Here is a 24,791-nt window from a genome sequence, read left to right as displayed (position 1 = left end):
CCCAGGTGATCGCCGTTCCTCGAACTGGCGCCAGTCGATGCCCTCGGCCCGCGCCGCGACCGTCGCCATCCCCGTCGTGGCCAGCAGCACGGAGCCGAACAGGACCCCTTTCGCAACGCGACGCGCGTCGTCGCAAAGCAGCCAATGAATTGCGCATGCTATCCTCCCTTGGCGTTCAGCCAGTTTGTTCAATGGCGAACCGCTCCACTCCCAGGTCCACCTGCATCGGTGATATCCGCTGGGATGAAGCGCCGGGGGAAAGAAGCGCGCGCTTTGGGTAAAGTTGGGTAAGCCGCAAGAGGAAGCCCCCGCGGCCTCGCGGTGCGATCAGGCCGTTAGGGAAAGGCCCATGGTGCGGTTCTTGCGGTACAGGTGGCCATCGCCCTTTCGGCGGGACAACAGGTCCTGCCGGCGGGGAAAAGGGCACGCTCCCCGCCGTCTTGGCGAAAGCTCAGCCGAGGAAAAGGGAATGGCTCATCAAGCCCTTGTGGAAGCCGATGAGCGCGGTGACGTAGCGCTGCCGCTCCCCGCGCCGACATGGCGCAGGAAGTCGTCGTCTTCCGCCAGCATGTCGGCATTGTCGGCGATGACCAGCGCGCCGGGCTTCAGCCTGTCCTCCAGCATCGAAAGCATCGGCAGGTAGAGCTCCTTCGCGCCGTCGAGGAACAGGAGGTCGATGGGCCCCTCGATATCGGCGAGCGTCTCGCGCGCATCGCCGCCGCGGATCATCGCCACGCCGGCAAGGCCGGCATCGGCAAGGTTGCGGCCGGCCTTCTCCACCTTTTCGATGGAACTCCGAGCCGGTCACCGTGCCGCCGTTGTCGCAAGCGGCGGCGGCGAGATAGATCGTCGATATGCCGAAGGAGCTGCCGAACTCGACGATGGTCCTCGCCCCGCTCGCCCGCGCCGCGCCGTAGAGGAAGCTGCCCTGCCGAGGGCCGATGGAGAGATAGGACGTGCGGTGGATCTCCGAGGTGCGGAAATCGCGGGCGGAGACCGGCGGCGCGCCGGCCTCGGCGGCGGCGATCCGCTCCTCGCGCTGGCGGCGGGCGGCGGCGTGCTCGCGCGCGCGTGGCCGCGACATCGGCGCGGTAAAGGGTGCAGGTCATGGAAAACTTCCTTCTATGTCGTCAGGACGACGGGACAGCCGCGCACCGGATGCTCTGGCGGTAAACGGTTTCGATGCGCTCCTGTTGCAGCACGTCCCACGGCGGGCCGTTTCCGGCGATGCCCCGTCGCTCAGCAAAACCACCCGGTCGGCGAAGGCGGCGGCGAGGTTGAGGTCGTGCAGCACCGCGACGACCGTCGCCCCTTCCTTCGCCATGGCCTTCGCGGTGGCCAGAACCCGTTCCTGGTGGCGAAGGTCGAGGGCGGCGGTCGGCTCGTCGAGGAGCACGATGGGGGTGACCTGCGCGACGACGCGGGCGAAGGTGGTGCGGGCCTGCTCGCCGCCGGAGAGCGTCTGGGCGTTGCGAAAGGCCATGTGCTCGACCTCCGAGGTCCTCAGCGCCCCGAGCACGGCCGCCTCGTCCTCGTCGGGCGGCAGGTCGCGGAAGGCGCGGCCCATCGCCACCACCTCCTCCACCGTATAGCCGAAACGGATGACCGAGCCCTGCGGAAAGACCGAGCGGAGCTGCCAGCGCGTGCACGCTGTAGCGGCCGATCTGCCGCCTTTCAGCAGGACCTCGCCGGCATCGGTCTTCCGGTCGCTGGCGACGACCGAGAGCAGCGGGATTTTCCCGCCCTGTTCGGCCCGACGAGCGCGGTGAGCGAGCCCGGCGCGCAGGATAGGGTGACCTTGTGGAGAAGGTCGCGCCCCTCGATGGAGACGGTGACGTCGCGAAGCTCGATCATGAGGCGGAGATTCGAGGCGACGGCTGCGATAGATCATCCACAGGAAGAACGGCCCGCCGAGCGAGCCCATGATGACGCCGATGGGGATTTCCGACGGCGGGTCGAGCGTGCGCGCCGCAAGGTCGGCCAGCATGACGAGCAGCGCCCCGTCGGCCGCCGAAAACGGGATCAGCAGACGATGCGCCGGGCCGATCATCAGCCGGAAGAGGTGCGGGATGACGAGGCCGATGGTGCCGTTGAAGGACGGGCGCCAGCCCGTCGGCCTGGTCGAGCGGGAAGCCGTAGATGCTGATCCCCGCCGTCTGCATCTTCGAGTCCGTATAGGTATAGCTGCCGCTCAGCGCCAGCGTCTCGGTCATCGTCCAGCGCGCGGCGAGTTCCACGCCCTGGATGGTCGCCTTGGGGACGTTGAAATAGACGCTCATCGGCCGCCCGTCCGGCCCGACCCAGCAGCCGTTCACGTCCGAAGGCTGGCCGCTCGGCGCATTGAGGCAACGCGAGCCGGTGTTGGCGATCTTGTCCTTATAGTCCGTGTGGAAATAGGTGACGTTGGCCGAGAAGTTGTCGAGGTTGTCGTAGTAGATGCCGATTTCCTTGTTGAGGCTGGTTTCCGGCCGCAGGTCCGGATTGCCCCAGGTGGTCGCGCCGCCGCGCTGGCCGTTGCCGATATAGGGGACGTATTGCTGCATCGTCGGCGCGACGAAGCCCGTGGCGACGCCGCCCTTGATCGCCCAGTTGTCCGAGGCCTGCCAGTTGGCGTAGAGCCGCGGGGAGACGTGGCCGCCGAAGATCGAGTTGTCGTCGTAGCGCGCGCCGCCCGTCAGCGCGAAGCTGTCGGTGAGCTTCCACTCGTCCTCGACGAAGAGCGCCCACTGGTCGACCTTGGCCATGAGCTGCCCGGTCGCCGGCGAGCCGTCCGGCAACGGCGGCAGGTTGCCGTTGCGCATGCCGCCGATGTCGAGGCTCTGGCGCCGCCACTGGCCGCCGACGCTCAGCATGTGGCTGTCGCCGAGCGGCGTGACGATGCTGCCGTCGAGCGTGGTTGGTGAGGTCCGGCATCCAGCTATCGGCGAGGCCGTCGGTGAAGGCGTCGCGCGAGCCGTGGTCGTAGATATAGGAGAATTGCGAGGTCGCCTTCGCCCCAGCGGCCGGTATGGGCGAAGGTGTAGCTTTCGCGCTGGTAGTCGCGATAGACGTTCGAGAGGGGCCGGTGGCGCTCTTTCCGGGCGTTTCCAGGTATTCCTGCCGGCTGCGGTGCGCCTCGAGCATGAAGTCGTGGTCCGGGGTCGGCGTGTACCAGAGCCGCGCGCGGTGCCGTTGATATTGTCGTTGTCGTTAAAGCCGCCGGGAATCCTGTCCTCGTTCCTCGAGGTCCTGTAGCCCCAGAGCTGGAGGCCGAGGAGGTCCGGCACGATGGGGCCCGTCACGTAGAAATCGCCCTGATAGGCGTTGCCCGAGCGCGAGTGGCCCTGGATCGTCATGTCCGCGCCGACCGAGCCGGACCAGCGGTCCGCGACCTTATTGGTGATGATGTTGATGACGCCGCCCATGGCGTCCGAGCCGTAGCGCGAGGACATCGGGCCGCGCACCACCTCGATACGCTCCACCGCGTGCCGATCGGCGGGATCCAGTTGTCGTCCACGGCGTTGCCGCCCTTGGGGTTCAGCTCGCGCGTGCTGTTCGGCGGCGGCCGTCGATCATGATCGGCGTGCCGGCGGCGGGCATGCCGCGGATCGAGATGTCGCTCTTGTCGCCGCCGATCATCGTGACGCCCTCGACATGGCGCACCGCGTCCATCAGCGAGCGTAGGGCCGGCGCTCCAGCTCCTCGGCGGGAATGACCGTGACGCTCGCCGGCGCCTCGATCACCGACTGGGAGAAGCCGCCGGCGGTGACGGTGATGGTGTCGAGCATGGTTGCGCCCGGATCGGACCCGCCCTCCTCCACGGCGACGGCGGGATCGAGGATCGTCACCGTGTTGGCATTAGTGAAGCTGTAGCGCAGGCCGGAAACGGACAAGAGCCGCGCCAGCGCCTGCTCCGTGTTCATCGTGCCCTGCACGGCCGGCGCGGTCGCGCCCGAGGCGACCGCGGTCTCATAGGCGATCTGCACGCCGGTCTGCTCGGCGAGGGCGCGTAGCGAACCCGGTTGAGGGCTGGGCCGGAATGTCGAAACGGTGGGCACGCGCCGTCTGCGCGGCGGTCTGCATCGCCGCTGAGGAGCGTCGGAAATGCGCCGAGCCACAGCGCCGTGCCCATCATGAGCGTGGTGAGCAGCCGGCGATCTCCCCGGCAAGAACCCTCGTCGCGCATTCACGTCGTTCATCGAACCCCTCTCACTGCAAAATGGCCATGCGGCCCCCAGATCGAAGGGAGCGGTCGCTTCCACCCTGTCCCTTCACCCCATTGACGCGCGAGGGAAGGCTTTGCCTAAAGACAGAAAGTAAACTTTTTTTGAGAAGTTTTATCGACGGTCAGGAAATGACGATCAGCACGCTCGGAACGCGGCGCGCCGTGAAGCCTTGCGTCTTTGTTAGCGCCTGCACCGCGGCGAGCGCCTCGTCGGCGGAGAAGATCCCGCTCACCGGCACATCTACGTCGATGCCGGGGGCCATGACGATCCGCTCGGGCACCTAGCGGCCGAGCTGGCGACCGCGCCCGCGAAGGGGCGTCCCTCGAAGATGACCCGGCCGGTGCGCCAGGCGAGCTCCGCATCCGTATCGACCGGCGTCACCCCGCCCGGACGGCCGTTGGCGGCATAGCGCTCGCGCTGGCGGCCTCGACCTCGACGCTTTCCGCCTGCCCCGGCCCGCCGGAGACGCGGACGAGGCCTTCCCGTCACCGTAATGGCGGCGACCGCGGCCGCCGCCGCCGCGCCGCCGCCGATCAGGAAGGCCCGCCGGCCGATCGCCGGTTGCCGGGCCACGCGATGGGGCGGCACGACGTCCAGCGTTCCGTCGAGGGCCTGTAACTGCCGCCAGAACAGGCGCTCGCGCTCGAACGCCCTTCGGTGCTCCGGCGCATCGTCGCGCCAGGCCCGGAAGCGTTGGAGATCCGCCTCGCTGGCATGGCCGGATGTGAGGCGCACGATCCAGTCGCGCGCATCCAGGGCAATCCGGCGGTCCGTTTCGGAGCGTTTGTCTCGTTCGTCCATTCAGGCTTTGCAACAGAGATCGGCTCAGGGCGCCCGGAGTCGGGCGCTTCTATAGACGCGCGCGAAGGCGCGCCTTGCTCGAAGGTCTGTGGGGATTCACAAAGTGCGTGAGATGTGATCACGCTTTGGATGGATCGATATGTTTTGACGGACGCCCAGTGGGCGAAGATGGAGCCGCACTGTCTGGGAAGCGTGGCGACCCTGGCCGGAGCGGCAGCGACAATCGCCGTTTTGTCGAAGCCGTGCTCTGGATTGCACGAACGGGTAGTCCTTGGCGCGACCTGCCTGCGCATTTCGGCAATTGGAGCACGGCCTTCCGGCGTTTCAGAGATTGGCGCGCAGCCGGATATCTTCGTCCGGCTTTTCGAGGCGTGCTCGAACGAACCGGACATGGAATATGCCATGGTCGATGCGACGATCGCGAAGGTCCACCGGCACGGTCAAGGTGCAAAAGGGGGACTCAGAGCCAGGCCACGGGCGCTCCAAAGGCGGTATGACGACCAAAATCCTCGCGCTTACCGACGCGCTGGGCAATCTGGTCCGCTTCCGCCTCATGCCGGGCCACCGCTTCGACACGGTGGGCGTCCCGCCATTGCTCAACGGCATCGCCTTTGGCGGCCTGATCGCTGACAAGGCCTTCGACAGCGACGCCATCCTCGCCGATCTCAACGAACGCGGCGCCAAGATCGTCATCTCTCAACATCCGCGTCGCGCCAGACCACTGCCTCTCGACCGCGATCTCTACAAATGGCGCCACCTTATCGAGAACTTCTCTGCAAGCTCAAAGAGTTCAGGGCATCGCCATGCGGGCGTGCAAAACAGACCGTAGCTTCTCAGCCATGATCTACCTCGCAGCCGCTGTCATCAATTCCCGGTGAACCCCCACGAGCCCTAGGCTGAATCGACATTCATCGCATCCACAGTATTGCTGCGGCGATTTGCAGGAAGCTTAGGAAGTGTGTCGCGTGGCGGTCGAAGCGTGTTGCGATGCGTCTGAAGTGCTTGAGCTTGTTGAAACAGCGCTCGATGGTGTTACGGACCTTGTAGGCCTCGAAGTCGTAAGGGATCAGCGTCTTTCGGGTGGGGTTGCAAGGGATGACCGCTTCGGCGCCGATGCTGGCGATAAGGCTGCGAAGAGCATTGGAATCATAGGCCTTGTCGGCCAGCACGCGACGTGGCGAAAGACCTTCGAGCAGGGCCGGGGCCAGGGCGCGTCGCCGCGCTGGCCGGGTGTAAGGATCAGCTTCAGTGGCCGGCCGAGTGCATCCACGGCCATGTGTATTTTGGTCGTCAGTCCTCCTCGGGAACGCCCCAGAGCCTGATCCCCCCTTTTTGGCCGCCGCCCTTTCCGGTGGCTGCCTGTTGATGGGCGCGTACAAGGGTCGAGTCGAGACTGACATAATCGTTCTTGGGATCGTCGATGAGGTCGGCGAAGACGCGCTCCCACACACCGGCCTTCGCCCATCGTGTGAAGCGCTTGTGGGCGGTCTTCCATTTGCCGTAGCGCTCGGGAAGATCATGCCAATGCGCGCCCGAGCGCAGCACCCAAAGCACACCGTTGACGAAGGTGAGATTATCGCTCCCCGAACGGCCTGGATCACTGGGCTTGCCGGGGAGCAAATCCCCGATCCGCCGCCATTGTTCAGGCGTCAGTTCGTACCGCTTGGGCTTCAACATCATGGTCTCCAGATCAATCAATCTGGAAACCTATGAATCACACTCACCGACAGAACTGAATCCTGAATGTCGATTGAACCTAGAGAAACTTCAGAAAAAAGTTCAGTCGACGAGATCGTCGCGCAGCGCCGCCAGCTGCTCCAGTGCGCGGCGGATGTGGTAATAGACCGCCTCGTCGCTGATGCCGAGCCTCTCGGCGATCCGGCGATGCGGGATGCCCTCGATGCGGTTCATGAGGAAGATGCGCCGTGTCTTCTCCGGCAGCTCGTCGAGGGCGGCGCGCACGGTCCTCAGGTTTTCCCGGCCGATCAGGGCGCGTTCCGGCGAGACGGCATCCACATCGTCCCAGAGCAGGTCGGCGATCTCGCCGTCGATCGCGGCGCGGCGGCGTTCCTTGCGCATATGATCGGCGACGAGGTTGTTGGCGACGCGGGTGATGTAGCCGACCGGATTGTCGATCGCCTGTTCCGGCCGCGCGGCCTCCAGCTTCAGCCAGGCGTCCTGCACCAGGTCCTCGGCCGCTGCCCGGTTGCCCGTGCGCGCCGGCCTCCAGCCGCGGCCGGACCTTGCGAAGGTAGCGATCAGTTTTCCGGATGTTCAGTCTGCTCAACGCCAGTCCATGACAAAACGACAAAGCCCGCCTTCGGCGCCGACAGCGACCTATAAGGAGGAAAGAAATCCACGCAAAGGCGGTGATACGCAGGGATCCCATCCTCCGAAATGAATCCTGCCTCAAAATGTCATGTTTAGTGCTTGATTTTATTGACGGCAGTCCCGCCGCCCGATTGCCGGCGGATATCCGGGCCGTCGGCGTTTTTCACACGACGTTGCGCTTCGGCAACAATGAGGAGAGCGTCGGTGGTCCCGCACCGTCATCGTCAGGGCGGCGCGATGCCGACATGGGTCATCGAAGCCGCATCCGGGCCAACCCGGATGCGTATCGCGACAATCGACAGGGCCGCGAGAGCCGTCAGGCGGCCCGGCCGACAGGGCGCTGGACCCCGGCATTGATGCCCAGCCTGAACTGCCCGAGGAGCTGGTTCAACGCGCGGACCTCCATGGCGAGGCTATGGCTGGCGGCGGTCGTCTGCCTCGACCATGGCGGCGTTCTGCTGGGTGCCCTGGTCCATGTGTTGACGGCCGTGTTGATCTGCCTGGAGGCCGGACGACTGTTCGCGCGCGGCTTCTACGATGGCGGCGATGTGCTCGTTGATCTCCTGCACCTCGCGACGATGACCTCCAGCGCGCGGCCCGTGTCGCTGACGAGCGCGACGCCCTCACCGACCTGCTGGCCGGAGGTGGTGATGAGCGCCTTGATCTCCTTGGCGCGCGGCATCGGCCGAGCGCTGCGCGAGCTCCCGCACCTCCTGCGCCACGACGGCGAAGCCCTTGCCGGCCTCGCCGGCGCGCGCTGCCTCCACGCCGGCGTTGAGCGCCAGGAGGTTGGTCTGGAAGGCGATCTCGTCGATGACGCCGATGATCTTGGTGATCTCGCTGGAGGATTGCTCGATCTTCTCCATCGCCTCCACCGCGTGGCGCACGACCTCGCCCGATGCTCCGCGCCGACGCGCGGGCCGACGAGCCAGCTCGCGGCCTCCTCGGCGCGCCGGGTGGAGTCGCGACGGTGGCGGTGATCTCCTCCAGCGCGGCGGCGGTCTCCTCCACCGAGGCGGCCTGCTGCTCGGTGCGCCGCGACAGGTCGTCGGCGGCCGCGCGGATCTGGTTCGCGCCGGCGTCGATGCCGCGGGCGTTCTCCGCCCACTCGCGGAGCGCGTCCTGCAGGTGCGCGGCGGAGCCGTTGAAGTCCCGCGCACGGCGGTCGAGGTGCGCCACGAAGGGCTGTCGATGCGGCAGGACATGTCGCCGCCGGCCAGCTTCGACAGGGCGCCGGCAAGGCTGTCGACCGCGAACTTGATATCCGCCGCTTCCTTCGCCGCCTTGCGCTCGCGGGCGATGCGCTCTTCCTCGCCGAGGCTGCGATTGGCGTCCGCCTCCCTGCTCGAGGCGCGCCTTCTCCCGGTTGTTTTCGAGCAGCACCTCGAGCGAGCGGGCGAGATCGCCGATCTCGTCTTCGACCTTGCTGTCCTTCAGTTCGAGCGCGAGATCGCCCTTGGCGATCTGCGCCGTCTCGCCGATGATATTGGCGATGCGGCCGATGAAGCGCCGCGCGATCAGCCAGCCGGCAAGCGCGAGCAGCGCCGCCGCGGTGGCGACGATCAGGGCCGCATCCCATATCATCGCGTTCAGCTGCGCGAAGACCGTGCCCTTGGGAACGGCGATGATCGCATACCAGGTGATCTCCGGCGTGAGCGCGACCGGCGAAGCGACGGCGAGATAGGCCGTGCCGTCGGGCGCGGCGATCTCGTGCTCGGCGCCCGGCTCGGCGACGAGCTCGGCCCATCCGGCCGTTTCCGCGCCGCCTTCGGCGAGGCTCTTGCCGATCAGCTCCGCATTGGGGTGGCCAACGATCCTGCCGCCGCCGCTCACCAGGCTGACATAGCCCGTCTCCATGGGATGGACGGCCGAGAGTGCCTTGCTCGTTTCGACAAGCGACAGGTCGAGGCCGGCGACGCCCAGCGTCCTGCCTTCGACGACAATCGGCTTGGAGACCGAGGTGATCAGCACGTCCTTGCCGTCGATGGGCATAGGGATAGGGCTCGATGACGACGGTCTTCTGCTGCGTGAAGGGCTGCTGGTAGAAGTCGCCCGGGCCGGGCACCGCATAGTCGGTGAGCGCGGTGCTGGATATCCTGCCGTCTTCGCCGCGAACGAAATAAGGCACGTAGCGCCCCGATGGAATCGTAGCCCTTCGCATCGACGAAATCGGCGTCCCGGCCGTCGAAGGCGTTCGGCTCCCAGCCGGTCCAGAGCGCCAGGATGTCGGGACTGCGTTCGAGCATATGGTGGAGAACCCGGTCGGCCCTGCCGCGGTCCGGCTCGCCGTCCGCCTTCATCGTCTCCAGGACCGCGCCGAGCCCGTCGATGATATGGACGGTGCCGCCGATCCGCTTTTCCGACACCAGCGCCTCCGCCTTTGCGATCTGGCGCATGCGGTCGAGGCTGGTGGCGCGCACGTCCTCGTAAGAGCGGTAGAACAATACGGCTGAAGCCGCGATGGTGGCGACCAGGCCGCAGGCGGCGACCGCGAAAATATTACGGCTGGTGGTCGAATTAAACAGCATGTCCCCTGTCCTCAAACATCCGCCGCAGATGCCGACGGATCCCCTTCCTCGAAGCCGCACGGCCCCGAGGCGGCAAACTATGCCGCCATGCTTAACGAATTCCCCCCTCCATTGCCGCATTTTTGGGCATTCCGAACAAATCCATATCGAACCCCATGGACGCGGATGAGACGCACTCATGGAGCCGGAGATGCCATTCCGCCTACCCCCCCCCCCTTCCTTTCATGAACTAGGCTCCGTACTCAATAGGGTTGGCGCCGGTTGGATTTGCTGCTTGAAGTTTTCCGTTGGAATGGAGGCTTTGATGAAGCGGCAATTGACGTGGCTGAGCGATGCGGAATGGGCTCGGATTGAGCCTTTGCTACCGCATGGGCGCAAGGGTGCGCATCGCGTGGATGACCGGCGAGTGATCTCTGGTATCGTGCATATGCTCAAGAGCGGTGCGCGCTGGCGTGACTGCCCGCCCGAATACGGCCCCTACACGACGGTCTACAATCGCTTCAACCGCTGGAGCCGACAAGGCATCTGGCTGGGCATGTTCGAAGCTCTGACCGGGCACAGCGGCGTGTGGGGAACGGTCGCTGTCGACGCCACCCACATCAAGGCGCACCCGATCGGCTGCTGGCGCAAAAGGGGGCCTTCGCGCAAGCCATCGGCACCTCGCGCGGCGGACGGACCAGCAAACTCCACGGACTAACCGACGCTCAAGGCAGGCCGCGCCTGCTCATGCTGTCGGCCGGCAACATCAATGACATGACCATGGCCGGCACGCTGATCGAGGCGGCAAACGGCCGTTTCGACCGCTTCATCGCCGACCGCGGTTACGACACCAACGCCATCCGTGCGGCGATTGCTGCCCAAGGCGCCGAGGTCGTCATCCCCTCGACAGCCAGCCGCAGGGCGCGCATCGCTTACGACCGTACCGCCTACAAGGCCCGCAACCTCGTCGAGCGCCTCTGGTGTCGCATCAAGGACTGGAGACGGGTGGCCACCCGATACGACAAACTCGCCAGGAACTTCCTCGCCAGCGCCCTTATCGCAGCCGCTCTCATATATTGGTGCAATTGAGTCCGGACCCTAGCGGGGCGGGTAGGGAAGGGGGGGCTCTTTTGTCGGAGGGGGCGATGAGGCTGGGGAGGTAGTCGACCTCGGCCTTGGCGGCAGGGGTCAGTATCTGCGCCGGCTTGCGTTGCGCGTCGGCGGCGATCAAGCCGCGCCGCTTCAGCACGTGCTTGCGCACGGCAAGGCCGATGCTGGGCTGCTGCTCGTAGCGGATCAGCGGCAGATGCGCGTCGAAGAGGTCGTGCGCCTCGTCACGCTTGCCGGCGGCAAACAGGGTGAGCAACTCGGTCAGCATGTCCGGGAAACCATAGCCGGTCATCGCCCCATCGGCGCCGCGCTCCGGCTCGAAGTCGAGGAACAGGCCGCCATTGCCGCACAGGATCGAGAAGGGACGCAGTTCGCCGGCCTTCTGCATGGCGCGCAGCGTCGAGATTTTCTCCAGCCCCGGCCAGTCCTCATGTTTCCAGCATCAGGCAGGACGGATGGTTGGAGATGATCCTGGCGATCACGCCGGGACTCATCACCACCGTCAGGGTGAGCGGATAATCCTGCAGCACCCAAGGCACGTCGTCGCCGACAGCCTCGACGGCGCCGGAAAAGTAATTGACGATCTGGTCGTCGGTGCGAAGCGCCAACGGCGGCGCGATCATCACGCCGGCAGCGCCCATGTCCATCGAGTCGCGCGCCAGCGACCGCATGGCGGCGAAGCCCGGCGCGGACACGCCGACGATGACCGGGATCCTCGTCCGGGAGACGACACGCCTGACGATGGCGCGGCTTTCCTCGGGCTCCAGCTTCGGCGCTTCGCCCATGATGCCGAGAATGGTGACACCGGTGCAGCCGCTCTCCTCGTAGAAATCCGTCAGCCTGTCGATCGAGGCTAAGTCGATGGATCCGTCTTCCAGGAACGGGGTGGTGGCGATGGAATAGACGCCGCCGGATTGGGTATTGAAAGTCACGTCTGGCCGTCCTTCCATGCCTGTTGACGTTGCTTGGCCCGCGCGTCTCCGGCGCGGCCTTGCTGTCGATCAAGCTAATCAATGGTGCCGCGGGCGGGAAGCAAATAAACCCGTGCCCATCTGCAAAGCGAGCTTACAGATCGGCGGCCAGCCCACGCTCAAGTCACTGTAACAGAAAGAGAAAAGGTATTCCCCTCCCCTCATCTGTAACTTTTACAGCAAGGACCGTAAGCCGATTTTGATTTTGAAACGGCCGTCCCGGTGACAGTATCCGCTGCGATCCGTCATTAAGGAGAGCGACATCGTGGATATCCAGGCCTATTTCAGTCAATGGTCCGTTCCAGCCCGCCTGGCTGAGCTAGCGACGCGGCCGGTCACCCATTGGATCGCCGACGAAGCCGTCGCCTCCGGCAAGCCGGTCGACGTTTACGAGCCAAGTACCGGCAGCGTAGTCACCCAGACGTTCGAAGCCGGTCCCGAAGTGGTCGATCAGGCCGTGCGTGCGGCACGCGCGGCGTTCGAGGGCGACTGGAGCCGGCTCCGTCCGCTGGACCGGCAGGGGCTGATCCTCAAGCTCGCCGACCTCTTGATCAAGCATCAGGAGGAGCTTGCTTTCCTGGAGACAATCGACGCCGGCAAGCTTCGCCAGCAATCCTACGCAATCGACATCGGCCAGGCGATCGAGGTCCTGCAATATTTCGCCGGCTGGGCGACGAAGATCTCCGGCCGCACCGGCGCGATGGCTTCCTATGACCAGAGCGTCTTCGGCATGACGCTGAAGAAGCCAGTCGGCGTCGTCGCGGCGATCGCGCCGTGGAACTTTCCCCTCCAGACCCTGATCTGGAAGATGGCCGCCGCCTTTGCGGCCGGCTGCACCGTCGTCGCCAAGCCGAGCGAGGTGACCCCGATCGGCGCCTTGCGGCTCGCGGAGCTCATTCGCGAGGCCGGGTTCCCCGCCGGGCGTGTTCAACGTCGTCAACGGCAGCGGCTCGGTCACCGGCTCGGCCCTTGTCTCCCATCCGGGCATCAACAAGGTCAGCTTCACCGGCTCGACCGCCTCCGGCCGGGTCGTCGGGACGGCCGCCATAAGCAACATGACGCGGATGACGCTGGAGCTCGGCGGCAAGTCGCCGGCGCTCGTCTTTGCGGACAGCGATATCGACCTCGTCGTCGAGGGGCTCTTCAACGGCATCTTCTTCAATGCCGGCCAGGTGTGCGACGCCTCCTCGCGCGCCATCGTGGACAGGACGATCGCGGACGAGGTTCTCGGTCGCCTGGTCGAGAAGGCCGCGGCGGTCAGGCCCGGGCCGGGACTCGACCCGGAATCGACCATGGGTCCGCTGGTCTCCGCCCAGCACCGGGCAAAGGTCCTCTCCTTCGTCGAGCGCGCGCGGCAGGACAAGCTCCGTTTCGCCATCGATCGTTCGAGCGAGCAGAACCAGGGGAATTTCGTCGGCCCCGTCATCGTCGAGAACGCGCCGACCGATCATCCGGTCTGGCGCGAGGAAATCTTCGGCCCGGTGCTCGCCTTCACTGTTGCCGACGGACCGGAGGAGATCGTGCGGCTCGCGCGGGATACGCGTTACGGCCTCGGCGCGGCGATCTATTCCCGCGATATCGGCAGGGTCCTGGCCGTGGCCGATACAATCGACGCCGGCACGATCTACGTCAACGGCCACGGCTTTCTCGATCCCTCCTTCCCGTTCGGCGGCCTCGGCCTGTCGGGCATGGGCAAGGATCTCGGCGCGGAGCAGATGGATCACTTCCTCGAAACGAAATCGCTGCTGATCTCGGCCATCAACGCCTGAGCCGGGCGGCGACCGGGGATTTGGCCACCCGACGGAAACGTGCTGGTAATAGGGGCAGGAAGGCAAGGCCGTCTCGCGCGGCCCAAACGAGGAGCGACCGTGACCCATTCTCCTGACCTCTGCCACTCGGATGTGCTGCGGGCGCGTGAGAGAATTCGCGGTCGGGCCCGCATCACCCCCTCATCGAATCGGCGGCGCTCAATGCCCGATTCGGCGGGCGGCTCCTCTTCAAGCTCGACGCGATGCAGGTCGGCGGCGCCTTCAAGTTCCGCGGCGCGCTCAACGCCATCCTGGGCGGCTTCGACGCGCGCTTCGCCGGCGTCGTGGCCTTTTCCTCGGGCAACCATGCGATCGCCGTCTCGACGGCGGCGGCGCTGATGGACATCCCGGCGATCATCGTCATGCCGGGCGACGCCCCGAGGACCAAGGTCGATCAGACCTGCGCGAACGGCGCCGAGGTCGTGCTCTACGACCGGGAACGCGACGACCGGGCGGCGATCGGCGCCGAAGTCGTCCGCGAGCGCGGCTACCAGCTGATCGCCCCCTTCGACAATCCGTTCGTCATCGCCGGGCAGGGCACCGTCGCGCTCGAAATGGTGGAGCAGGCAGGAGCCCTCGACGCGCGGCTCGACGCCCTCGCCATTCCGTGCAGCGGGGGCGGCCTTGCGGCCGGCTGCGCGCTCGCCCTGTCCGGCGTTTCCCCGTCGGCGAGGGTGACGACGGTGGAGCCGGAGGGCTTCGACGACATGGCGCGCTCGCTCGAGGGCACCACGGTCTATCGGAACACGCGCCTGTCCGGATCCATCTGCGACGCGCTCCTGTCCAATGCGCCGGGAGAGCTCACGCTGCCCATCCTGCGCCGCCACGGCGCCGACGGCGTCTCGGTCACGGACGAGGCGGTCCTGGCGGCGATGCACGAGGCATGGCGTTCGCTCAAGGTCGTCCTGGAGCCGGGCGGCGCGACCGCGCTCGCGGCGGTCCCTGTCCGGCCGCCTCCCCGTCGAGGGTCGCACCCTCGGCATCGTCTGCAGCGGAGGCAATGTCGACGAGCAGATGTTCATGCGCGCGCTTGGCCGGCAAGCCTGAGGCGATCGTGGGATCAAACGAAACGCCCACCGACCGGCTGATCAGATACGCCATCGTCGTGGCGGTCGTCGCCCTGCTCGCAACGGCGCAATTCGTCGTGTCGAAATACGGGCTCGTCGGCGCCTATTAGACAAGCGGCTCCGAAACCCGCTTCGCGAACCACTTGACGAACTGGGTGACCGCCGGAGGGCGCCGTTCCGTGGTGACGATATAGTAGCTCTCGTCCGTGCAGGTCGCGATGTCCGAGAGGACGACGAGATCGCCGCGGGCGATCTCCCAGCCGAAGACCTCGACGGGGCAGAGCGCGACCCCCTGCCCCGCCAGGACGGCGGCGAAGAGATAATTGAAGTCGGGAAAGACCGGCCCGTGCGTGAAGCGCTTCGGCCGGAAGCCGGCGACGGCGAACCAGTCCTCCCAGGCTTGCATCGAGGCATCGTGCAGGAGACGCGTGTTCTCCAGCCGCCCGTCGAACGCGTCCTTGTGCTCGCGCACATAGGCGGCGCTTGCGACCGGTTTGTTCGCCCGGTTGAAGATCGGCAGAACCTGCGCATGGTCCGGCAGGCGGTTCAGATGGGTGATCAGCACGTCGTGCCGCTCCGGGTCGAAACTCTGGTAGGCCTCCGCATAGGGAGAGCTCGACCGATATGCCCGGCTGGCGCTTGATGAAGTCGCCGAGGCGAGGCACCAGCCATCGCGTGGCGATCGACGGCAGGCAGGCGACGAAGATCTGGCGGCGGTCGCGCGAGATACGCAGCTTCTGGCTTGTCGATTCGATGATGGAAAGCGACGCGTCGACCCGATCGCAGCAGCTCCTCGCCGGCAGCCGTGAGCTTGAGGCCCCGGCCCGAACGTTCGAACAGCTTGCGACCGAACCAGTCTTCGAGGCGCTTCATCTGGTTGCTGACGGCGGCGTGGGTAATGTTCAGGTCTTCGCCTGCGTGGGAGAAGTTCAGCCGGTGGGCTGCGACGCTGAACGTGGCCAATGTGTTCATTGGCGGAAGCTTCATGGGCACCAGATCATCCTAGCCGCAGCCGCATATCCCTTGGCAGCGATCAAAATCGTAGCGCAGTCGGCACGGGTGCTCAAGCGATGTCTTCGGCGATGGTGCGCGCCACCGCGATCGGCTGCGCCGAGGCACAATGTCCAGCCGCAGGCACCATGGCCGAGGTTGAGATAGAGACCTCTCACCTTGCCGCGGCCGATCAACGGCCGGGAGTCCGGCGCGCATGGTCGCGCGTCGCTCCAGCCCTCGGCATCCGCCGCGTCGTAGGCGCCGGGAAAACAGCTACGGGCAGCCGCCCGGAAAGTATCGAACCGGCTCTGGTCGAAGGCGAATTCACGCGGCCCGATATCCGCGATACCCGCGACCCGCACCGTTTCGCCGAGGCGGGCGAAGACGAGACGCCGCTTCGGATCAGTGACCGAGACGCGCATCGCATCTGGTTTCGCCCTTGCCGTCAGCGAATATCCCTGCACCGTCCAGATGGCGGAGCCGCCGAGCCCGGCGCCGCGCAAGCCGGTGCCGTAGCCTGTCGCGACGACGACCGCGTCGCAGGGCTCCGTGTCGCGCGCATGAAACCGGACGCCTGCCACCCTGTCGCCCGGCGCGAGGATTTCGCTCGCCTCCCGCGCGGTAAAGCGTCCGGAGCCCATAATGGCCGGCGAGCGCCTGCGTCGGCGTTTCGCAAAAGCGCTCGGGATTGCCCACGGCGTCCTTCGGGCTGTAGATGGCGCCCTCGAGATCCGTGCGCATATCCGGCCAGCGCGGGCTCGAGCCGCTCCGCCTCGCTCCGCGTCACCCGCTCGGCCTCGAAGCCGCCGGCACGCTTCAGGGCCACCTGCCCGGCCGCCTTCTCGAAACTGTCCCGATCCTGGCAAAGCACGAGCTTGCCCGCCACCGCATAATCGAAATCGAGCGGGAACTCGCGAAGCAGGTCCGGCAACAGCCGCTCGGTCTGCGCGGCCATGGCGAGCAATGCCCGGGTATTGCGCCGGCTCGCCGTTTCCGACGCATTCATCAGGAAGCGCATTCCCCAGACGAAGAACCGGGGATCGGCCGGAAACCGCACCCGAAAGGCCGGATCCCGTCCCGCGAGGATGCCAGGCATCCGTGCCAAGAGGGCCGGCGAGGCCAGGGCATCGCAATAGGAATAGCTGAGCTGCGCCCCGTTGCGCCGGCTCGCGCCGCCGCCCGGTCCGTCGTTGCGATCGACGAGGGTGACGGCGTGGCTGGCCTTGCAAAGCCGCCAGGCCGTCGCCACTCCGACGACACCGGCGCCGATCACCACGATCCTTGCCAAGACTGTCTCCCCGGACCCTGCCCTCAACCTGCCAGCACGATATCAGCCGCCCGCTCGCCGATCATGATGGAAGGTGCATTGGTGTTGCCGGAGGTGACGCGCGGCATGATCGAGGCATCGGCGACGCGCAGTCCCGTCAGGCCGTGGACGCGAAGCGAGGGATCGACGACCGCCATGCCGTCGCTGCCCATGCGGCAACTGCCCGACGGATGAAAATGGCTTCGATCGTGCGACGGTTGTAGGCCGAGATATCCTCCTCGGAGACGCAATCGGGACCGGGATCCACCTCCTCGCCGCGAAAGCGGTCGAAGGCCCGGGTTGCGTTCAGCTCGCGGGCGATCCGGAATCCCGCGTTGTTGACCTTCACGTCGTGCGGATCGGTTAGATAGTTGTGCTGAATTTTCGGCTTCGCCAGCGGATCGGACGAGGCGAGCGTCACGGACCCGCGCGAACGCGGCCGCATGATGCCCCAGGTGATCGCATAGCCGTTGAAGGCGGCGTAGCGGTTGGTGCCGCCGCGCAGATCGGTCGCCACGGGAAAGAACAGGAATTCCAGGTCCGGGCGCGGCTCGCCCGGATCGCTGCGCAGGAAGGCGACCGCGTTCATCGGGAAGACGGACAGCGGGCCGCGCGCATTCACATAGAGGTCCCAGATCGCGCCGAGCGCGCGGAACAGGTTGCGGAACTGGTGATAGGTCATCGGCTCGCGGCACATGGACTGGATCAGGCCGCCGCAATGGTCCTGGAGATTTCGTCCGACGCCGGGAAGGTCGTGCTTCGGCGCGACGCCGGCGGCCTTGAGATCGGCGCCGGCGCCGATGCCGGAAAGCATCAGGATCTGCGGGGACTGGTAGGCGCCGGCGGAGAGGATCACCTCGCCCGCCGCGACCGTTTCGGTCCTGCCACGCTGGACATAGGTGAGCCCCGTGCAGGTCCGGCCGGACAATGTCAGCGCCGTGACCTGGCAGCCGGTGCGGACGGTGAGGTTCTTCCTTCCGGCCGCCGCGTTCAGATAGGCATGCGCCGACGAGCAGCGGCGGGCCCGGTCGTGCTCCTGGGTGAACTGCGCCCAGGCGAAACCTTCCGTGTCGCCGCGATTGTAGTCCTCGCTGAGGCCGTAGCCCCGTTCGGCGCCGGCCGCCAGGAAGGCCTCGTAGAGCGGCGTGCGATAGCGGCCGAGAATGGTCTTCAGGGGGCCCATCGTGCCGCGCGCCTGGTCTGGTGCGCCGGCCCAGCTTTCGGCACGCCGGAAATAGGGCAGCACGTCCCCGTAGCCCCAGCCGGGGCGGCCAAGGCTTTCCCATTCGTCGAAATCGCCCGCATGGCCGCGCACATAGAGCTGGCCGTTGATGGCGGACGAGCCGCCCAGAACCTTGCCGCGCGGCGCGTCGAGCGTGCGGCCGTCGAGGCCGGGCTCGGCCTGCGTCTTGAACTGCCAGTCGATCGATCCGCCGATCGTCAGCGCCTCGCCGACGGGCAGGCGGATCAGCGGGTTCCAGTCGCGCGGCCCCGCCTCGAGGAGAAGGACGCTGCGGGATGGATCGGCGCTCAGCCGGTAGGCGAGCGCGCAGCCGGCCGATCCCGCGCCGACGACGATGAAGTCGAATGTCTGCATGAGTGAGTTCCCCTTCGTATGAACCGCGTCAGTGGCCGCCACGCGCGGGCGTGAAGCGGCGCTCGGCCGCCTGTGCCGCAAGACCGAGCAGGCGATCGAGCACGATCGCGAGAACGGCGATGCCGAAGCCGGCGATCAACCCGTCTCCCGGCCGAACCTTCGAGACGGCGACGAGCGTCGTCTCTTCCAGGCCGCGCGAGCCGACGAGCGCGGTGATGACCAGCATGGAGAAGCCGAGCATGACCGCCTGGTTCAGGCCGAGGATCAGTTGCGGCAGCGCGGCCGGCATCAGGACGTAGCGCAGCCGCTGCATCGTCGTGCAGCCGACCATGGTCGCCGCTTCCGACAGCGGCTCGGGCACCTGCCGGAGGCCTGCCGCGGTATAGCGCACGATCGGAGCAATGACGAAGACCAGGATCGCCAGCAGGGCGGCGAAGTCGCCGACGCCGAAGAGGGCCACGACCGGAATCAGATAGACGAAGGTCGGCAGGGTCTGGATGAGGTCGACCACCATGGTGGCGAAGCGGTTGACGCCATTGTAGAGACCGGCGAGCACGCCGAACGGAAAGCCGATGAGGAACGCACCGGCGATCGACAGCACGACGAGGTAGAGCGAGATCATCGCCTTGTCCCAGAGCCCGAAGGCGGCGATGAGCGCCAGCAGGGCGGCGATGGTCACGGCGAGCCGGAACCGCCCGGCAAGCAATGCCGGCGCGGCGAGCGCGAGCGCCACCGTTCCCCAGGGCATGGCCGCGAGGCCTTCGCGGACGGGCCGCAGGACCCAGGTGATGAGGATATTCTGGAAGCCGGTGAGCGTCGGCCCGGCGGCGACGTTGAACGCGTTCAGCGCCTGATCGAGCTGGCGGCCGAGGCTGATGATCGGCCTGTCCTCGAGCAGGCCGACTTCCGGAAAGAGGATGCCGAAGACGATGGCAGCGGCAAGGACGACAAGGCCGGACTTCCAGCTCGCGAACCCGAGGATTCGGTGCGTCTCGCCGCCTGCCGCCCAGGCCCGCGTGGCGCGGTCGAGCACGATGGCGATGAAGGTGATGGCGAGGCCGGCAAGCAGGGCTTCCGTCAGGCGCATCGACCTGAGGCTCGAGATCACATCCGCGCCGAGGCCCCCGGCGCCGATGACCGACGTCACGATGACCATGGCGAGCGACAGCATGATCACCTGGTTGATGCCGAGCAGCAGAACCGGCGCGCGCGCCGGCAGGTCGACGAGCCAGAGCTTCTGGCGCGGCGTGCATCCGGCGATCTCCGACAGTTCCTGGAGCTCCGTCGGCACCCCTTTCAACGCCAGTTCGGTCGCCCGCGCCATCGGCGGCATCGAGAAAATGACCGTGGCGATGAGGCCCGCGACCTGCCCGAAGCCGAAGACGAGGATGATCACGGCGAGATAGGAAAAGACCGGCACGGTCTGGAGGAATCATAGACCGGCGACAGCATCGCCGAGACCCGCGCGCTCCGGCAGGCCCAGATGCCGAGGAGCACGCCGACCGCCACGCTGACCAGAACGGAGAACAGTACCGCGATCAGTGTCGTCAGCGTGCTGGGCCAGAGGCCGAGCAGCATGGTGAAGGCGAAGGTGGCGATGGCCATGACGGCCGGTCCCTTGCCGCCGAGCGCATGGGTGAAGAGGACGAGCGCGAGCGCGACGCCAAGCGCGGGCGGCGGCGCCAGCCAGAATTCGCCGCCGTTCGACAGGTCGTAGAAATGCCCCTCATTCATCGCCTCGATCAGCCAAGTCACGGGCCAGGCCGCGGTTTCCGCCACGAAACGAGAAACTTCAGTGATCGTCGTTCCGCCGATCGTCGTCTCCCGCAGCAGGTGGATCAGGGCGCCGTTCAGCCATTCGCCGAGCGGCAGGATGGCCGCCTGCGGCCAGCGGAAGAGCGCCGGGACCTCGAAGGAGGCAAGCCAGATCGCGAGCGCCGCCAGCAGGCAGAGCCCGAAGGCGAGATGGCGGACATTGACGGTCACGGGGCGGGTTCCAGCCATGCTCAAAGCCATGCCACGACCTCGTTGCGATCGACGGTGCCGACGATCCTGCCATCGGCGTCGGCAACCGGCACCGGGCCGGAGGATTGCAGGAGGCGAGGCAGCACCTCGCTCAAGGTCGCGCTCGCCGCGATGGTCGCGACGGTGGGCTCCGGTGCGTTTGAGGCGTCCTGCATGATGCGGCCGACGCGCACCACGCGGCTTTTCGGCATGCCGGAAACGAAACGCCGCACATAGTCGGTCGCGGGGTTCATGATCACGTCTTCCGGCGTGCCGATCTGGAGGATTCGGCCCTCGGCCATGATGACGATCCGGTCACCGAGCCGCACGGCCTCCTCGAGATCATGGGTCACGAAGACGATCGACTTTTGGAGCTGGGATTGCAGGCGCATGAACTCGTCCTGCATCTCGCGCCGGATCAGCGGGTCGAGCGCGGAGAACGGCTCGTCGAGGAACCAGACCGCGGGATCGGCGATCAGGCTTCGCGCAATGCCGACACGCTGCTGCTGGCCGCCGCTCATCTGGGACGGGAAACGGCCTTCAAGGCCGTTCAGGCCGACAAGGGCGAGGACCTTCGCCGCCCGCTCCCGACGCGCCGCGCGCGGAACGCCGGTGACCTGCAGCGGAAAGGCGACATTGTCGAGCGCGGTCAGATGCGGCAGCAGCGCGAAGGATTGAAACACCATGCCGACCTTCTGCCGCCGGAGGGCAACGAGGGCATCGCGCGAGGCGCGCGAAAGGTCGACGCCGTCGAGGATGACGTTGCCGCCCGAGACCGGATAAAGCCCGGTCATGCACCGCAGCAGCGTCGACTTTCCGGAGCCCGAGAGGCCCATGATGACGAAGCTCTCGCCGCGCCGGACATCGAACGTGGCGTTCTGGACGCCAACGACGCCGCCCTGCCGTCGCAGGGCCGCCGCATCCCAGGCGCCGGGGTCGCCGGGCAGGCCGTTCGCCCCTTTTCCGAAGACCTTCCACACGTTGCGCGCTTGCAGGATCACGTCACTCATCGGCCATCTCCACGAACGGGATACAGCGGAAGGCGGCGGACCGCCGACCACCTGTTGCGACATCGATCAGTCGGCGGGGAGCCACGCCTTCCAGACCGCCTCGTTCGCCGCCATCCATTCCCGGGCGGCGTCCTCCACCGACAGGCCGCCATTGTCGACCCGGTCCATCGCGGCGGCAACCTCTTCCCGGCTGAGCACGAATTTCTCGAGGATATGCACCGCGTTGGGGATCTTGTTCGTCGCCTCGATATTGCCGAGCTTGAGGACCTCGTTGACCGGCCGGAAGCCCGGACGCTGGACGTAGCTGCCGAGCGTGTCGTTGATCACCCAGTGCGGCTCGTAGCCCCAGCCCATAAACGGCTTCTTCTGGTCCACGGCGGCCTTCAGCTCCGTGACGAGCGCGGCCGCCGATCCGGAATTGACGTTGGCGATCTGCAGGCCTTCCTTCTTGATGAAGTCGGCGGAATCGCTCGCCCAGTCGGCCGGCGCATCGACATAGCGTCCGAGCGGCGCGGTATCGGCCGAGGCGAGCGCCTTGATGCAATCCGGGTTCTTGAACGCCGTCCAGTCCGGCAGGCCCGGGCAATACTGCACGAGCTCGTTCGTATACCACCAGCCCTCGACGACCTTGACGCCGGTCGGGCCGAAATTCTTGACCTTGCCGGTCGCGAGCGCGGCCTCGGTCATTTCCGGAATGGTCTGCCAGGCGCCGAGCGTAATATCGATATCGCCGTTTTCCACCGCGAGGAAATGCGCCGAAAAGTCGGACCGGACGTATCGCACGCGATATCCGTATTCCTTGATCACCTCGCCATAGACGGCGTTGATGAAATCGCTGTCGGAGGCTCCGACGAAAAAGAGCTTTATCGGCGAGCGGGTCTCTGGCTCCGCGGCCGCCGGGACAGAGAGCGCGGCCAGCGCCGCGGCCGCCAGCGTCTTCATGATCATGTGCTTGTAGGACATGCGTAATTCCCCTTTTCGTGCGCGGTCTTGGCCGCGTTGTGCCGCTGTTTGCGACTGCGACAAGACTACGAGGGGAGGCGAAAATTACAATCAATGAAACTGATACAACATGTAACGAGGGCTTACATCAAGACACCTTAAGTCTCTGGGAAACAAGGATTTAGTGCCTATAGCTGTAACCGTTCCATTCAGGGGTGTTCACGGTTTTTGCTTTCTCCGGCGCGGCCTGATCCTCATTATCGGCGCCAGTTGAACCCGCATGAGGCGAAAGGCCCGCCATGACCGGCGAAAGCTGCGATCCAGAGTTGATGCAACGCCGGCTTCCCCGGCACCCGATTCCTCGCCGTTCCGACCCGGCAGCCTCGCGGGCCACATCCTCCTGCACCCATTTCTAACACGCGTCGGGCCACGCCCGAACGGAAAGGCAAGCAAGCATGAACCACAGCGAGGTCCTCAATCTGACACGGGCGCTCTTGGCGATCGACACGATCGATCCGCCGGGCAACGAGGAAACCGCGGCGAAAATCGTCGCCGAGATGCTTGAGGCCGAGGGCATCGCGTGCCGCTTCCAGGAGATCGCGCCGGGCCGCACCAACCTGATTGCCCGCGTCAAAGGCAGCGGCGAACGGCCCGCCCTCTCCATGTCCGCGCATTTCGACACGATCGGCGTCGATCCCGTGACCTGGACGCGCAACGCCTTTTCCGGGGAGATCGAGGACGGGCGCGTTTACGGACGCGGCGCGACCGACATGAAGGGCGGCATGGCCGCCATGGCGATGGCGGCAATCGAGATCAAGCGCGCCGGCATGCCTCTTCTTGGCGATCTCGTGCTGCATTTCACCGCGGCGGAGAATTCCAGCCTGCTCGGCGCCAAGGCGCTGGTCGAGGGCGGCCACTTCGACGGCGTCGGGGCCCTCCTGAATTCCGAACCCTCGTCCATGCGCCTTTTCGTGACGGAGAAGGGGACCGCCTGGATCCGGGCGACCGCAAGCGGCGACACCGGCCACTCCGCCTTTCGCGACGGCGAGACCGGCGACCGGGGCAATGCCATCGTCCGCCTCGCCCGCTTCATCGACCGCGTCCACGACCTCGACCTGAAGGCACCGCACCATCGCCACCTGAGACCGCCGACGATCAATCCCGGCGTCATTTCCGGCGGACTGGCCACCCCGCTGACCCCGCCGCGCGCCGTCTGCGACATCGATGTCCGCCTCGTCCCCGGCCTGGAGGCAGAGGCCGTTCTCGCCGCCTTCCGGACCGTCGCCGGGCCGGACATCGCGCTCGAGCTCCTCGACAGTAAGCCGCCGGTCGACACGCCCGACGATCATCCCTTCGTTCAGCTCTGCCTTGCGGCCTTGAAGGACGAGACCGGCTATCCGGGCGGCCCCGAGGGCGTGCCCTACTACTCCGATTGCGCCGTCGTCGCACCCGTCCTGAACCTTCCCATGGTCATCATCGGACCGGGCGAAGTGGGGCATAGCGGCCGGCCGGACGAATATTGCGAGATCGACAAGCTCGAAGCCTCCGTCCGCGTCTATCGCACGATCGCGGAAAGGTATCTCGCATGAGGACGCCCGAAGAACGGCTCACCGCCCTCGGGCTCGTCCTGCCGGACTTGGCCGCTCCGACCGACACCTATGTGCCGGCGAAACCCGCGGGGCAATTCCTGTTCCTTTCCGGCCAGACCCCGCACCGTGCGGACGGTGAGCTGGCGGTCGGCAAACTCGGCGTCGACGTCACGCTCGACGAGGGCTACCGGCATGCAAGGCTCTGCGCGCTGCAGCTCATCGCGGCCGCCAGGGCGTCCGTCGGCGATCTCTCCCGGCTCACCGTGTTGAAGGTGTTCGGCATGGTCAATGCCGATCCCGGTTTCAAGGATCACCCGAAGGTGATCAACGGCGCCTCCGATCTCTTCGTCGAGGTCTTCGGCGAGAAGGGCCGCCACGCTCGCAGCGCGGTCGGGATGGGATCGCTGCCGCACCAGGTGACCGTCGAGGTGGAGGCGATCTTTCATGTCGACTGACAGACTTCCGGCAACGGCCACCGCAGCGCTCGCGGCGATGCAAAGCGGCTCGCTTACCGCCGAGGCCCTGGTGGAGGCCGTTCTCGCGCGCATCG

25 protein-coding genes and 8 pseudogenes are annotated in these 24,791 nt (G+C 66.4%); 7 read left to right on the top strand and 26 right to left on the bottom strand.

What is annotated here, in order from left to right:
- Nucleotides 1–477: 477 nt before the first annotated feature.
- From AAFL97_RS00330 to AAFL97_RS00295, 8 genes and pseudogenes are all read right to left on the bottom strand, one after another.
- A complete protein-coding gene (locus AAFL97_RS00330) occupies nucleotides 478–780 on the bottom strand; it encodes an O-methyltransferase (RefSeq protein WP_341643240.1) in 303 nt (100 codons plus the stop codon).
- Between the two features lie 325 nt (nucleotides 781–1,105).
- Nucleotides 1,106–1,924: an ATP-binding cassette domain-containing protein gene (locus AAFL97_RS00325; RefSeq protein ID WP_341643239.1), complete on the bottom strand. Its 819-nt coding sequence runs from the start codon at nucleotides 1,922–1,924 to the stop codon at nucleotides 1,106–1,108.
- A gap of 15 nt (nucleotides 1,925–1,939) precedes the next feature.
- Nucleotides 1,940–2,050 (bottom strand): annotated as a pseudogene (locus tag AAFL97_RS24315) (hypothetical protein); the annotation flags it as partial.
- Nucleotides 2,051–2,129: 79 nt separating this feature from the next.
- Nucleotides 2,130–3,491: pseudogene (locus tag AAFL97_RS00320) on the bottom strand (TonB-dependent receptor domain-containing protein); the annotation flags it as partial.
- A gap of 25 nt (nucleotides 3,492–3,516) precedes the next feature.
- Nucleotides 3,517–3,651 carry a TonB-dependent receptor plug domain-containing protein gene (locus AAFL97_RS00310; RefSeq protein WP_341643238.1) on the bottom strand — a complete coding sequence of 45 codons (135 nt, stop codon included), beginning with the start codon at nucleotides 3,649–3,651 and terminating at the stop codon, nucleotides 3,517–3,519.
- Nucleotides 3,651–3,965 carry an STN domain-containing protein gene (locus AAFL97_RS00305; RefSeq protein WP_341643237.1) on the bottom strand — a complete coding sequence of 105 codons (315 nt, stop codon included), beginning with the start codon at nucleotides 3,963–3,965 and terminating at the stop codon, nucleotides 3,651–3,653. Before AAFL97_RS00305 ends, AAFL97_RS00310 begins: the two co-directional genes overlap by 1 nt.
- A 361-nt stretch (nucleotides 3,966–4,326) precedes the next feature.
- Entirely contained in the window at nucleotides 4,327–4,467 is a 141-nt protein-coding gene (locus tag AAFL97_RS00300) for a hypothetical protein (protein WP_341643236.1), read from the bottom strand.
- Nucleotides 4,446–5,006 carry a DUF4880 domain-containing protein gene (locus AAFL97_RS00295; RefSeq protein ID WP_341643235.1) on the bottom strand — a complete coding sequence of 187 codons (561 nt, stop codon included), beginning with the start codon at nucleotides 5,004–5,006 and terminating at the stop codon, nucleotides 4,446–4,448. The genes AAFL97_RS00300 and AAFL97_RS00295 overlap by 22 nt, the downstream gene beginning before the upstream one ends.
- A gap of 129 nt (nucleotides 5,007–5,135) precedes the next feature.
- On the opposite strand from AAFL97_RS00295, the pseudogene AAFL97_RS00290 reads away from it, so the two are divergent.
- Nucleotides 5,136–5,884, top strand: a pseudogene (locus tag AAFL97_RS00290) (IS5 family transposase).
- A gap of 30 nt (nucleotides 5,885–5,914) precedes the next feature.
- Here AAFL97_RS00290 and AAFL97_RS00285 read toward each other — a convergent pair.
- From AAFL97_RS00285 to AAFL97_RS00260, 6 genes and pseudogenes are all read right to left on the bottom strand, one after another.
- A pseudogene (locus AAFL97_RS00285) lies at nucleotides 5,915–6,683 on the bottom strand (IS5 family transposase).
- Between the two features lie 102 nt (nucleotides 6,684–6,785).
- Nucleotides 6,786–7,265: an RNA polymerase sigma factor gene (locus AAFL97_RS00280; protein WP_341643248.1), complete on the bottom strand. Its 480-nt coding sequence runs from the start codon at nucleotides 7,263–7,265 to the stop codon at nucleotides 6,786–6,788.
- A 485-nt stretch (nucleotides 7,266–7,750) separates the two neighbouring features.
- Complete coding sequence (locus tag AAFL97_RS00275) at nucleotides 7,751–7,906, bottom strand: hypothetical protein (protein ID WP_341643234.1); 156 nt, start codon at nucleotides 7,904–7,906, stop codon at nucleotides 7,751–7,753.
- A 54-nt stretch (nucleotides 7,907–7,960) separates the two neighbouring features.
- Entirely contained in the window at nucleotides 7,961–8,203 is a 243-nt protein-coding gene (locus tag AAFL97_RS00270) for a methyl-accepting chemotaxis protein (protein ID WP_341643233.1), read from the bottom strand.
- A 556-nt stretch (nucleotides 8,204–8,759) separates the two neighbouring features.
- A pseudogene (locus AAFL97_RS24310) lies at nucleotides 8,760–8,921 on the bottom strand (hypothetical protein); the annotation flags it as partial.
- 380 nt (nucleotides 8,922–9,301) lie between these two features.
- Nucleotides 9,302–9,865 carry a hypothetical protein gene (locus AAFL97_RS00260; RefSeq protein WP_341643232.1) on the bottom strand — a complete coding sequence of 188 codons (564 nt, stop codon included), beginning with the start codon at nucleotides 9,863–9,865 and terminating at the stop codon, nucleotides 9,302–9,304.
- 304 nt (nucleotides 9,866–10,169) lie between these two features.
- Between AAFL97_RS00260 and AAFL97_RS00255 the strand changes: the two are divergent.
- Nucleotides 10,170–10,933, top strand: a pseudogene (locus tag AAFL97_RS00255) (IS5 family transposase).
- Here the strand turns inward: AAFL97_RS00255 and AAFL97_RS00250 are convergent.
- On the bottom strand, nucleotides 10,914–11,342 hold the full coding sequence (locus AAFL97_RS00250; protein ID WP_341643231.1) for a dihydrodipicolinate synthase family protein: 429 nt from the start codon (nucleotides 11,340–11,342) through the stop codon (nucleotides 10,914–10,916). The pseudogene AAFL97_RS00255 and the gene AAFL97_RS00250 sit on opposite strands and share 20 nt — an antisense overlap.
- A 40-nt stretch (nucleotides 11,343–11,382) precedes the next feature.
- Complete coding sequence (locus AAFL97_RS00245; protein ID WP_341643230.1) at nucleotides 11,383–11,886, bottom strand: dihydrodipicolinate synthase family protein; 504 nt, start codon at nucleotides 11,884–11,886, stop codon at nucleotides 11,383–11,385.
- Nucleotides 11,887–12,190: 304 nt separating this feature from the next.
- Here AAFL97_RS00245 and AAFL97_RS24305 point away from each other — a divergent pair.
- The 3 genes and pseudogenes from AAFL97_RS24305 to AAFL97_RS00230 form a co-directional block, all read left to right on the top strand.
- Nucleotides 12,191–12,793: pseudogene (locus tag AAFL97_RS24305) on the top strand (aldehyde dehydrogenase family protein); the annotation flags it as partial.
- Between the two features lie 55 nt (nucleotides 12,794–12,848).
- A complete protein-coding gene (locus AAFL97_RS00235) occupies nucleotides 12,849–13,694 on the top strand; it encodes an aldehyde dehydrogenase family protein (protein ID WP_341643228.1) in 846 nt (281 codons plus the stop codon).
- Between the two features lie 182 nt (nucleotides 13,695–13,876).
- Complete coding sequence (locus AAFL97_RS00230; RefSeq protein WP_341643247.1) at nucleotides 13,877–14,821, top strand: threonine ammonia-lyase; 945 nt, start codon at nucleotides 13,877–13,879, stop codon at nucleotides 14,819–14,821.
- 85 nt (nucleotides 14,822–14,906) lie between these two features.
- Here AAFL97_RS00230 and AAFL97_RS00225 read toward each other — a convergent pair whose 3' ends face one another.
- The 10 genes and pseudogenes from AAFL97_RS00225 to AAFL97_RS00180 all read right to left on the bottom strand — a co-directional run bounded on the left by AAFL97_RS00225 (nucleotide 14,907) and on the right by AAFL97_RS00180 (nucleotide 22,673).
- The gene (locus AAFL97_RS00225; RefSeq protein WP_341643227.1) at nucleotides 14,907–15,365 is read right to left on the bottom strand and encodes a LysR substrate-binding domain-containing protein; all 459 of its coding nucleotides are present in this window, start codon (nucleotides 15,363–15,365) and stop codon (nucleotides 14,907–14,909) included.
- On the bottom strand, nucleotides 15,359–15,772 hold the full coding sequence (locus AAFL97_RS00220) for a LysR family transcriptional regulator (protein WP_341643226.1): 414 nt from the start codon (nucleotides 15,770–15,772) through the stop codon (nucleotides 15,359–15,361). Before AAFL97_RS00220 ends, AAFL97_RS00225 begins: the two co-directional genes overlap by 7 nt.
- An 11-nt stretch (nucleotides 15,773–15,783) precedes the next feature.
- Nucleotides 15,784–16,434, bottom strand: a complete 651-nt coding sequence (locus AAFL97_RS00215; RefSeq protein ID WP_341643225.1) for an FAD-dependent oxidoreductase — start codon at nucleotides 16,432–16,434, stop codon at nucleotides 15,784–15,786.
- Nucleotides 16,435–16,478: 44 nt separating this feature from the next.
- Nucleotides 16,479–17,066, bottom strand: a pseudogene (locus AAFL97_RS00210) (FAD-dependent oxidoreductase); the annotation flags it as partial.
- A gap of 38 nt (nucleotides 17,067–17,104) precedes the next feature.
- On the bottom strand, nucleotides 17,105–17,257 hold the full coding sequence (locus tag AAFL97_RS00205; protein ID WP_341643224.1) for a GMC oxidoreductase: 153 nt from the start codon (nucleotides 17,255–17,257) through the stop codon (nucleotides 17,105–17,107).
- Entirely contained in the window at nucleotides 17,218–18,696 is a 1,479-nt protein-coding gene (locus AAFL97_RS00200; RefSeq protein ID WP_341643223.1) for a GMC family oxidoreductase, read from the bottom strand. The genes AAFL97_RS00205 and AAFL97_RS00200 overlap by 40 nt, the downstream gene beginning before the upstream one ends.
- A 28-nt stretch (nucleotides 18,697–18,724) precedes the next feature.
- Complete coding sequence (locus AAFL97_RS00195; protein WP_341643222.1) at nucleotides 18,725–20,116, bottom strand: ABC transporter permease subunit; 1,392 nt, start codon at nucleotides 20,114–20,116, stop codon at nucleotides 18,725–18,727.
- Entirely contained in the window at nucleotides 20,089–20,682 is a 594-nt protein-coding gene (locus AAFL97_RS00190) for a hypothetical protein (RefSeq protein WP_341643221.1), read from the bottom strand. The genes AAFL97_RS00195 and AAFL97_RS00190 overlap by 28 nt, the downstream gene beginning before the upstream one ends.
- 20 nt (nucleotides 20,683–20,702) lie before the next feature.
- A complete protein-coding gene (locus tag AAFL97_RS00185; protein WP_341643220.1) occupies nucleotides 20,703–21,710 on the bottom strand; it encodes a quaternary amine ABC transporter ATP-binding protein in 1,008 nt (335 codons plus the stop codon).
- 66 nt (nucleotides 21,711–21,776) lie between these two features.
- Complete coding sequence (locus AAFL97_RS00180) at nucleotides 21,777–22,673, bottom strand: glycine betaine ABC transporter substrate-binding protein (protein ID WP_341643219.1); 897 nt, start codon at nucleotides 22,671–22,673, stop codon at nucleotides 21,777–21,779.
- A 434-nt stretch (nucleotides 22,674–23,107) separates the two neighbouring features.
- Between AAFL97_RS00180 and AAFL97_RS00175 the strand changes: the two genes are divergently transcribed.
- Both AAFL97_RS00175 and AAFL97_RS00170 read left to right on the top strand, forming a co-directional pair.
- Nucleotides 23,108–24,241: a M20 family metallopeptidase gene (locus tag AAFL97_RS00175; RefSeq protein WP_341643218.1), complete on the top strand. Its 1,134-nt coding sequence runs from the start codon at nucleotides 23,108–23,110 to the stop codon at nucleotides 24,239–24,241.
- Nucleotides 24,238–24,696, top strand: coding sequence for a RidA family protein (locus AAFL97_RS00170; protein ID WP_341643217.1), 459 nt, complete (start codon nucleotides 24,238–24,240; stop codon nucleotides 24,694–24,696). The genes AAFL97_RS00175 and AAFL97_RS00170 overlap by 4 nt, the downstream gene beginning before the upstream one ends.
- Nucleotides 24,697–24,791: the final 95 nt, after the last annotated feature.

It is taken from the genome of Thauera sp. SDU_THAU2 (genome assembly GCF_038260575.1).
Classification (GTDB): domain Bacteria; phylum Pseudomonadota; class Gammaproteobacteria; order Burkholderiales; family Rhodocyclaceae; genus Thauera.
This window is presented reverse-complemented; position numbering and strand designations above follow the sequence as displayed.

Coding starts and splice junctions, on each gene's coding strand:
- AAFL97_RS00185 (WP_341643220.1), bottom strand. CDS start 21,710: ATGAGTGACGTGATCCTGCAAGCGCGCAACGTGTGGAAGGTCTTCGGA.
- AAFL97_RS00175 (WP_341643218.1), top strand. CDS start 23,108: ATGAACCACAGCGAGGTCCTCAATCTGACACGGGCGCTCTTGGCGATC.
- AAFL97_RS00200 (WP_341643223.1), bottom strand. CDS start 18,696: ATGCAGACATTCGACTTCATCGTCGTCGGCGCGGGATCGGCCGGCTGC.
- AAFL97_RS00220 (WP_341643226.1), bottom strand. CDS start 15,772: ATGAACACATTGGCCACGTTCAGCGTCGCAGCCCACCGGCTGAACTTC.
- AAFL97_RS00270 (WP_341643233.1), bottom strand. CDS start 8,203: ATGGAGAAGATCGAGCAATCCTCCAGCGAGATCACCAAGATCATCGGC.
- AAFL97_RS00170 (WP_341643217.1), top strand. CDS start 24,238: ATGAGGACGCCCGAAGAACGGCTCACCGCCCTCGGGCTCGTCCTGCCG.
- AAFL97_RS00180 (WP_341643219.1), bottom strand. CDS start 22,673: ATGTCCTACAAGCACATGATCATGAAGACGCTGGCGGCCGCGGCGCTG.
- AAFL97_RS00325 (WP_341643239.1), bottom strand. CDS start 1,924: ATGGGCTCGCTCGGCGGGCCGTTCTTCCTGTGGATGATCTATCGCAGC.
- AAFL97_RS00300 (WP_341643236.1), bottom strand. CDS start 4,467: ATGGCCCCCGGCATCGACGTAGATGTGCCGGTGAGCGGGATCTTCTCC.
- AAFL97_RS00215 (WP_341643225.1), bottom strand. CDS start 16,434: ATGGGCTCCGGACGCTTTACCGCGCGGGAGGCGAGCGAAATCCTCGCG.
- AAFL97_RS00260 (WP_341643232.1), bottom strand. CDS start 9,865: ATGCTGTTTAATTCGACCACCAGCCGTAATATTTTCGCGGTCGCCGCC.
- AAFL97_RS00295 (WP_341643235.1), bottom strand. CDS start 5,006: ATGGACGAACGAGACAAACGCTCCGAAACGGACCGCCGGATTGCCCTG.
- AAFL97_RS00205 (WP_341643224.1), bottom strand. CDS start 17,257: ATGGCGGTCGTCGATCCCTCGCTTCGCGTCCACGGCCTGACGGGACTG.
- AAFL97_RS00250 (WP_341643231.1), bottom strand. CDS start 11,342: ATGCAGAAGGCCGGCGAACTGCGTCCCTTCTCGATCCTGTGCGGCAAT.
- AAFL97_RS00310 (WP_341643238.1), bottom strand. CDS start 3,651: ATGGACGCGGTGCGCCATGTCGAGGGCGTCACGATGATCGGCGGCGAC.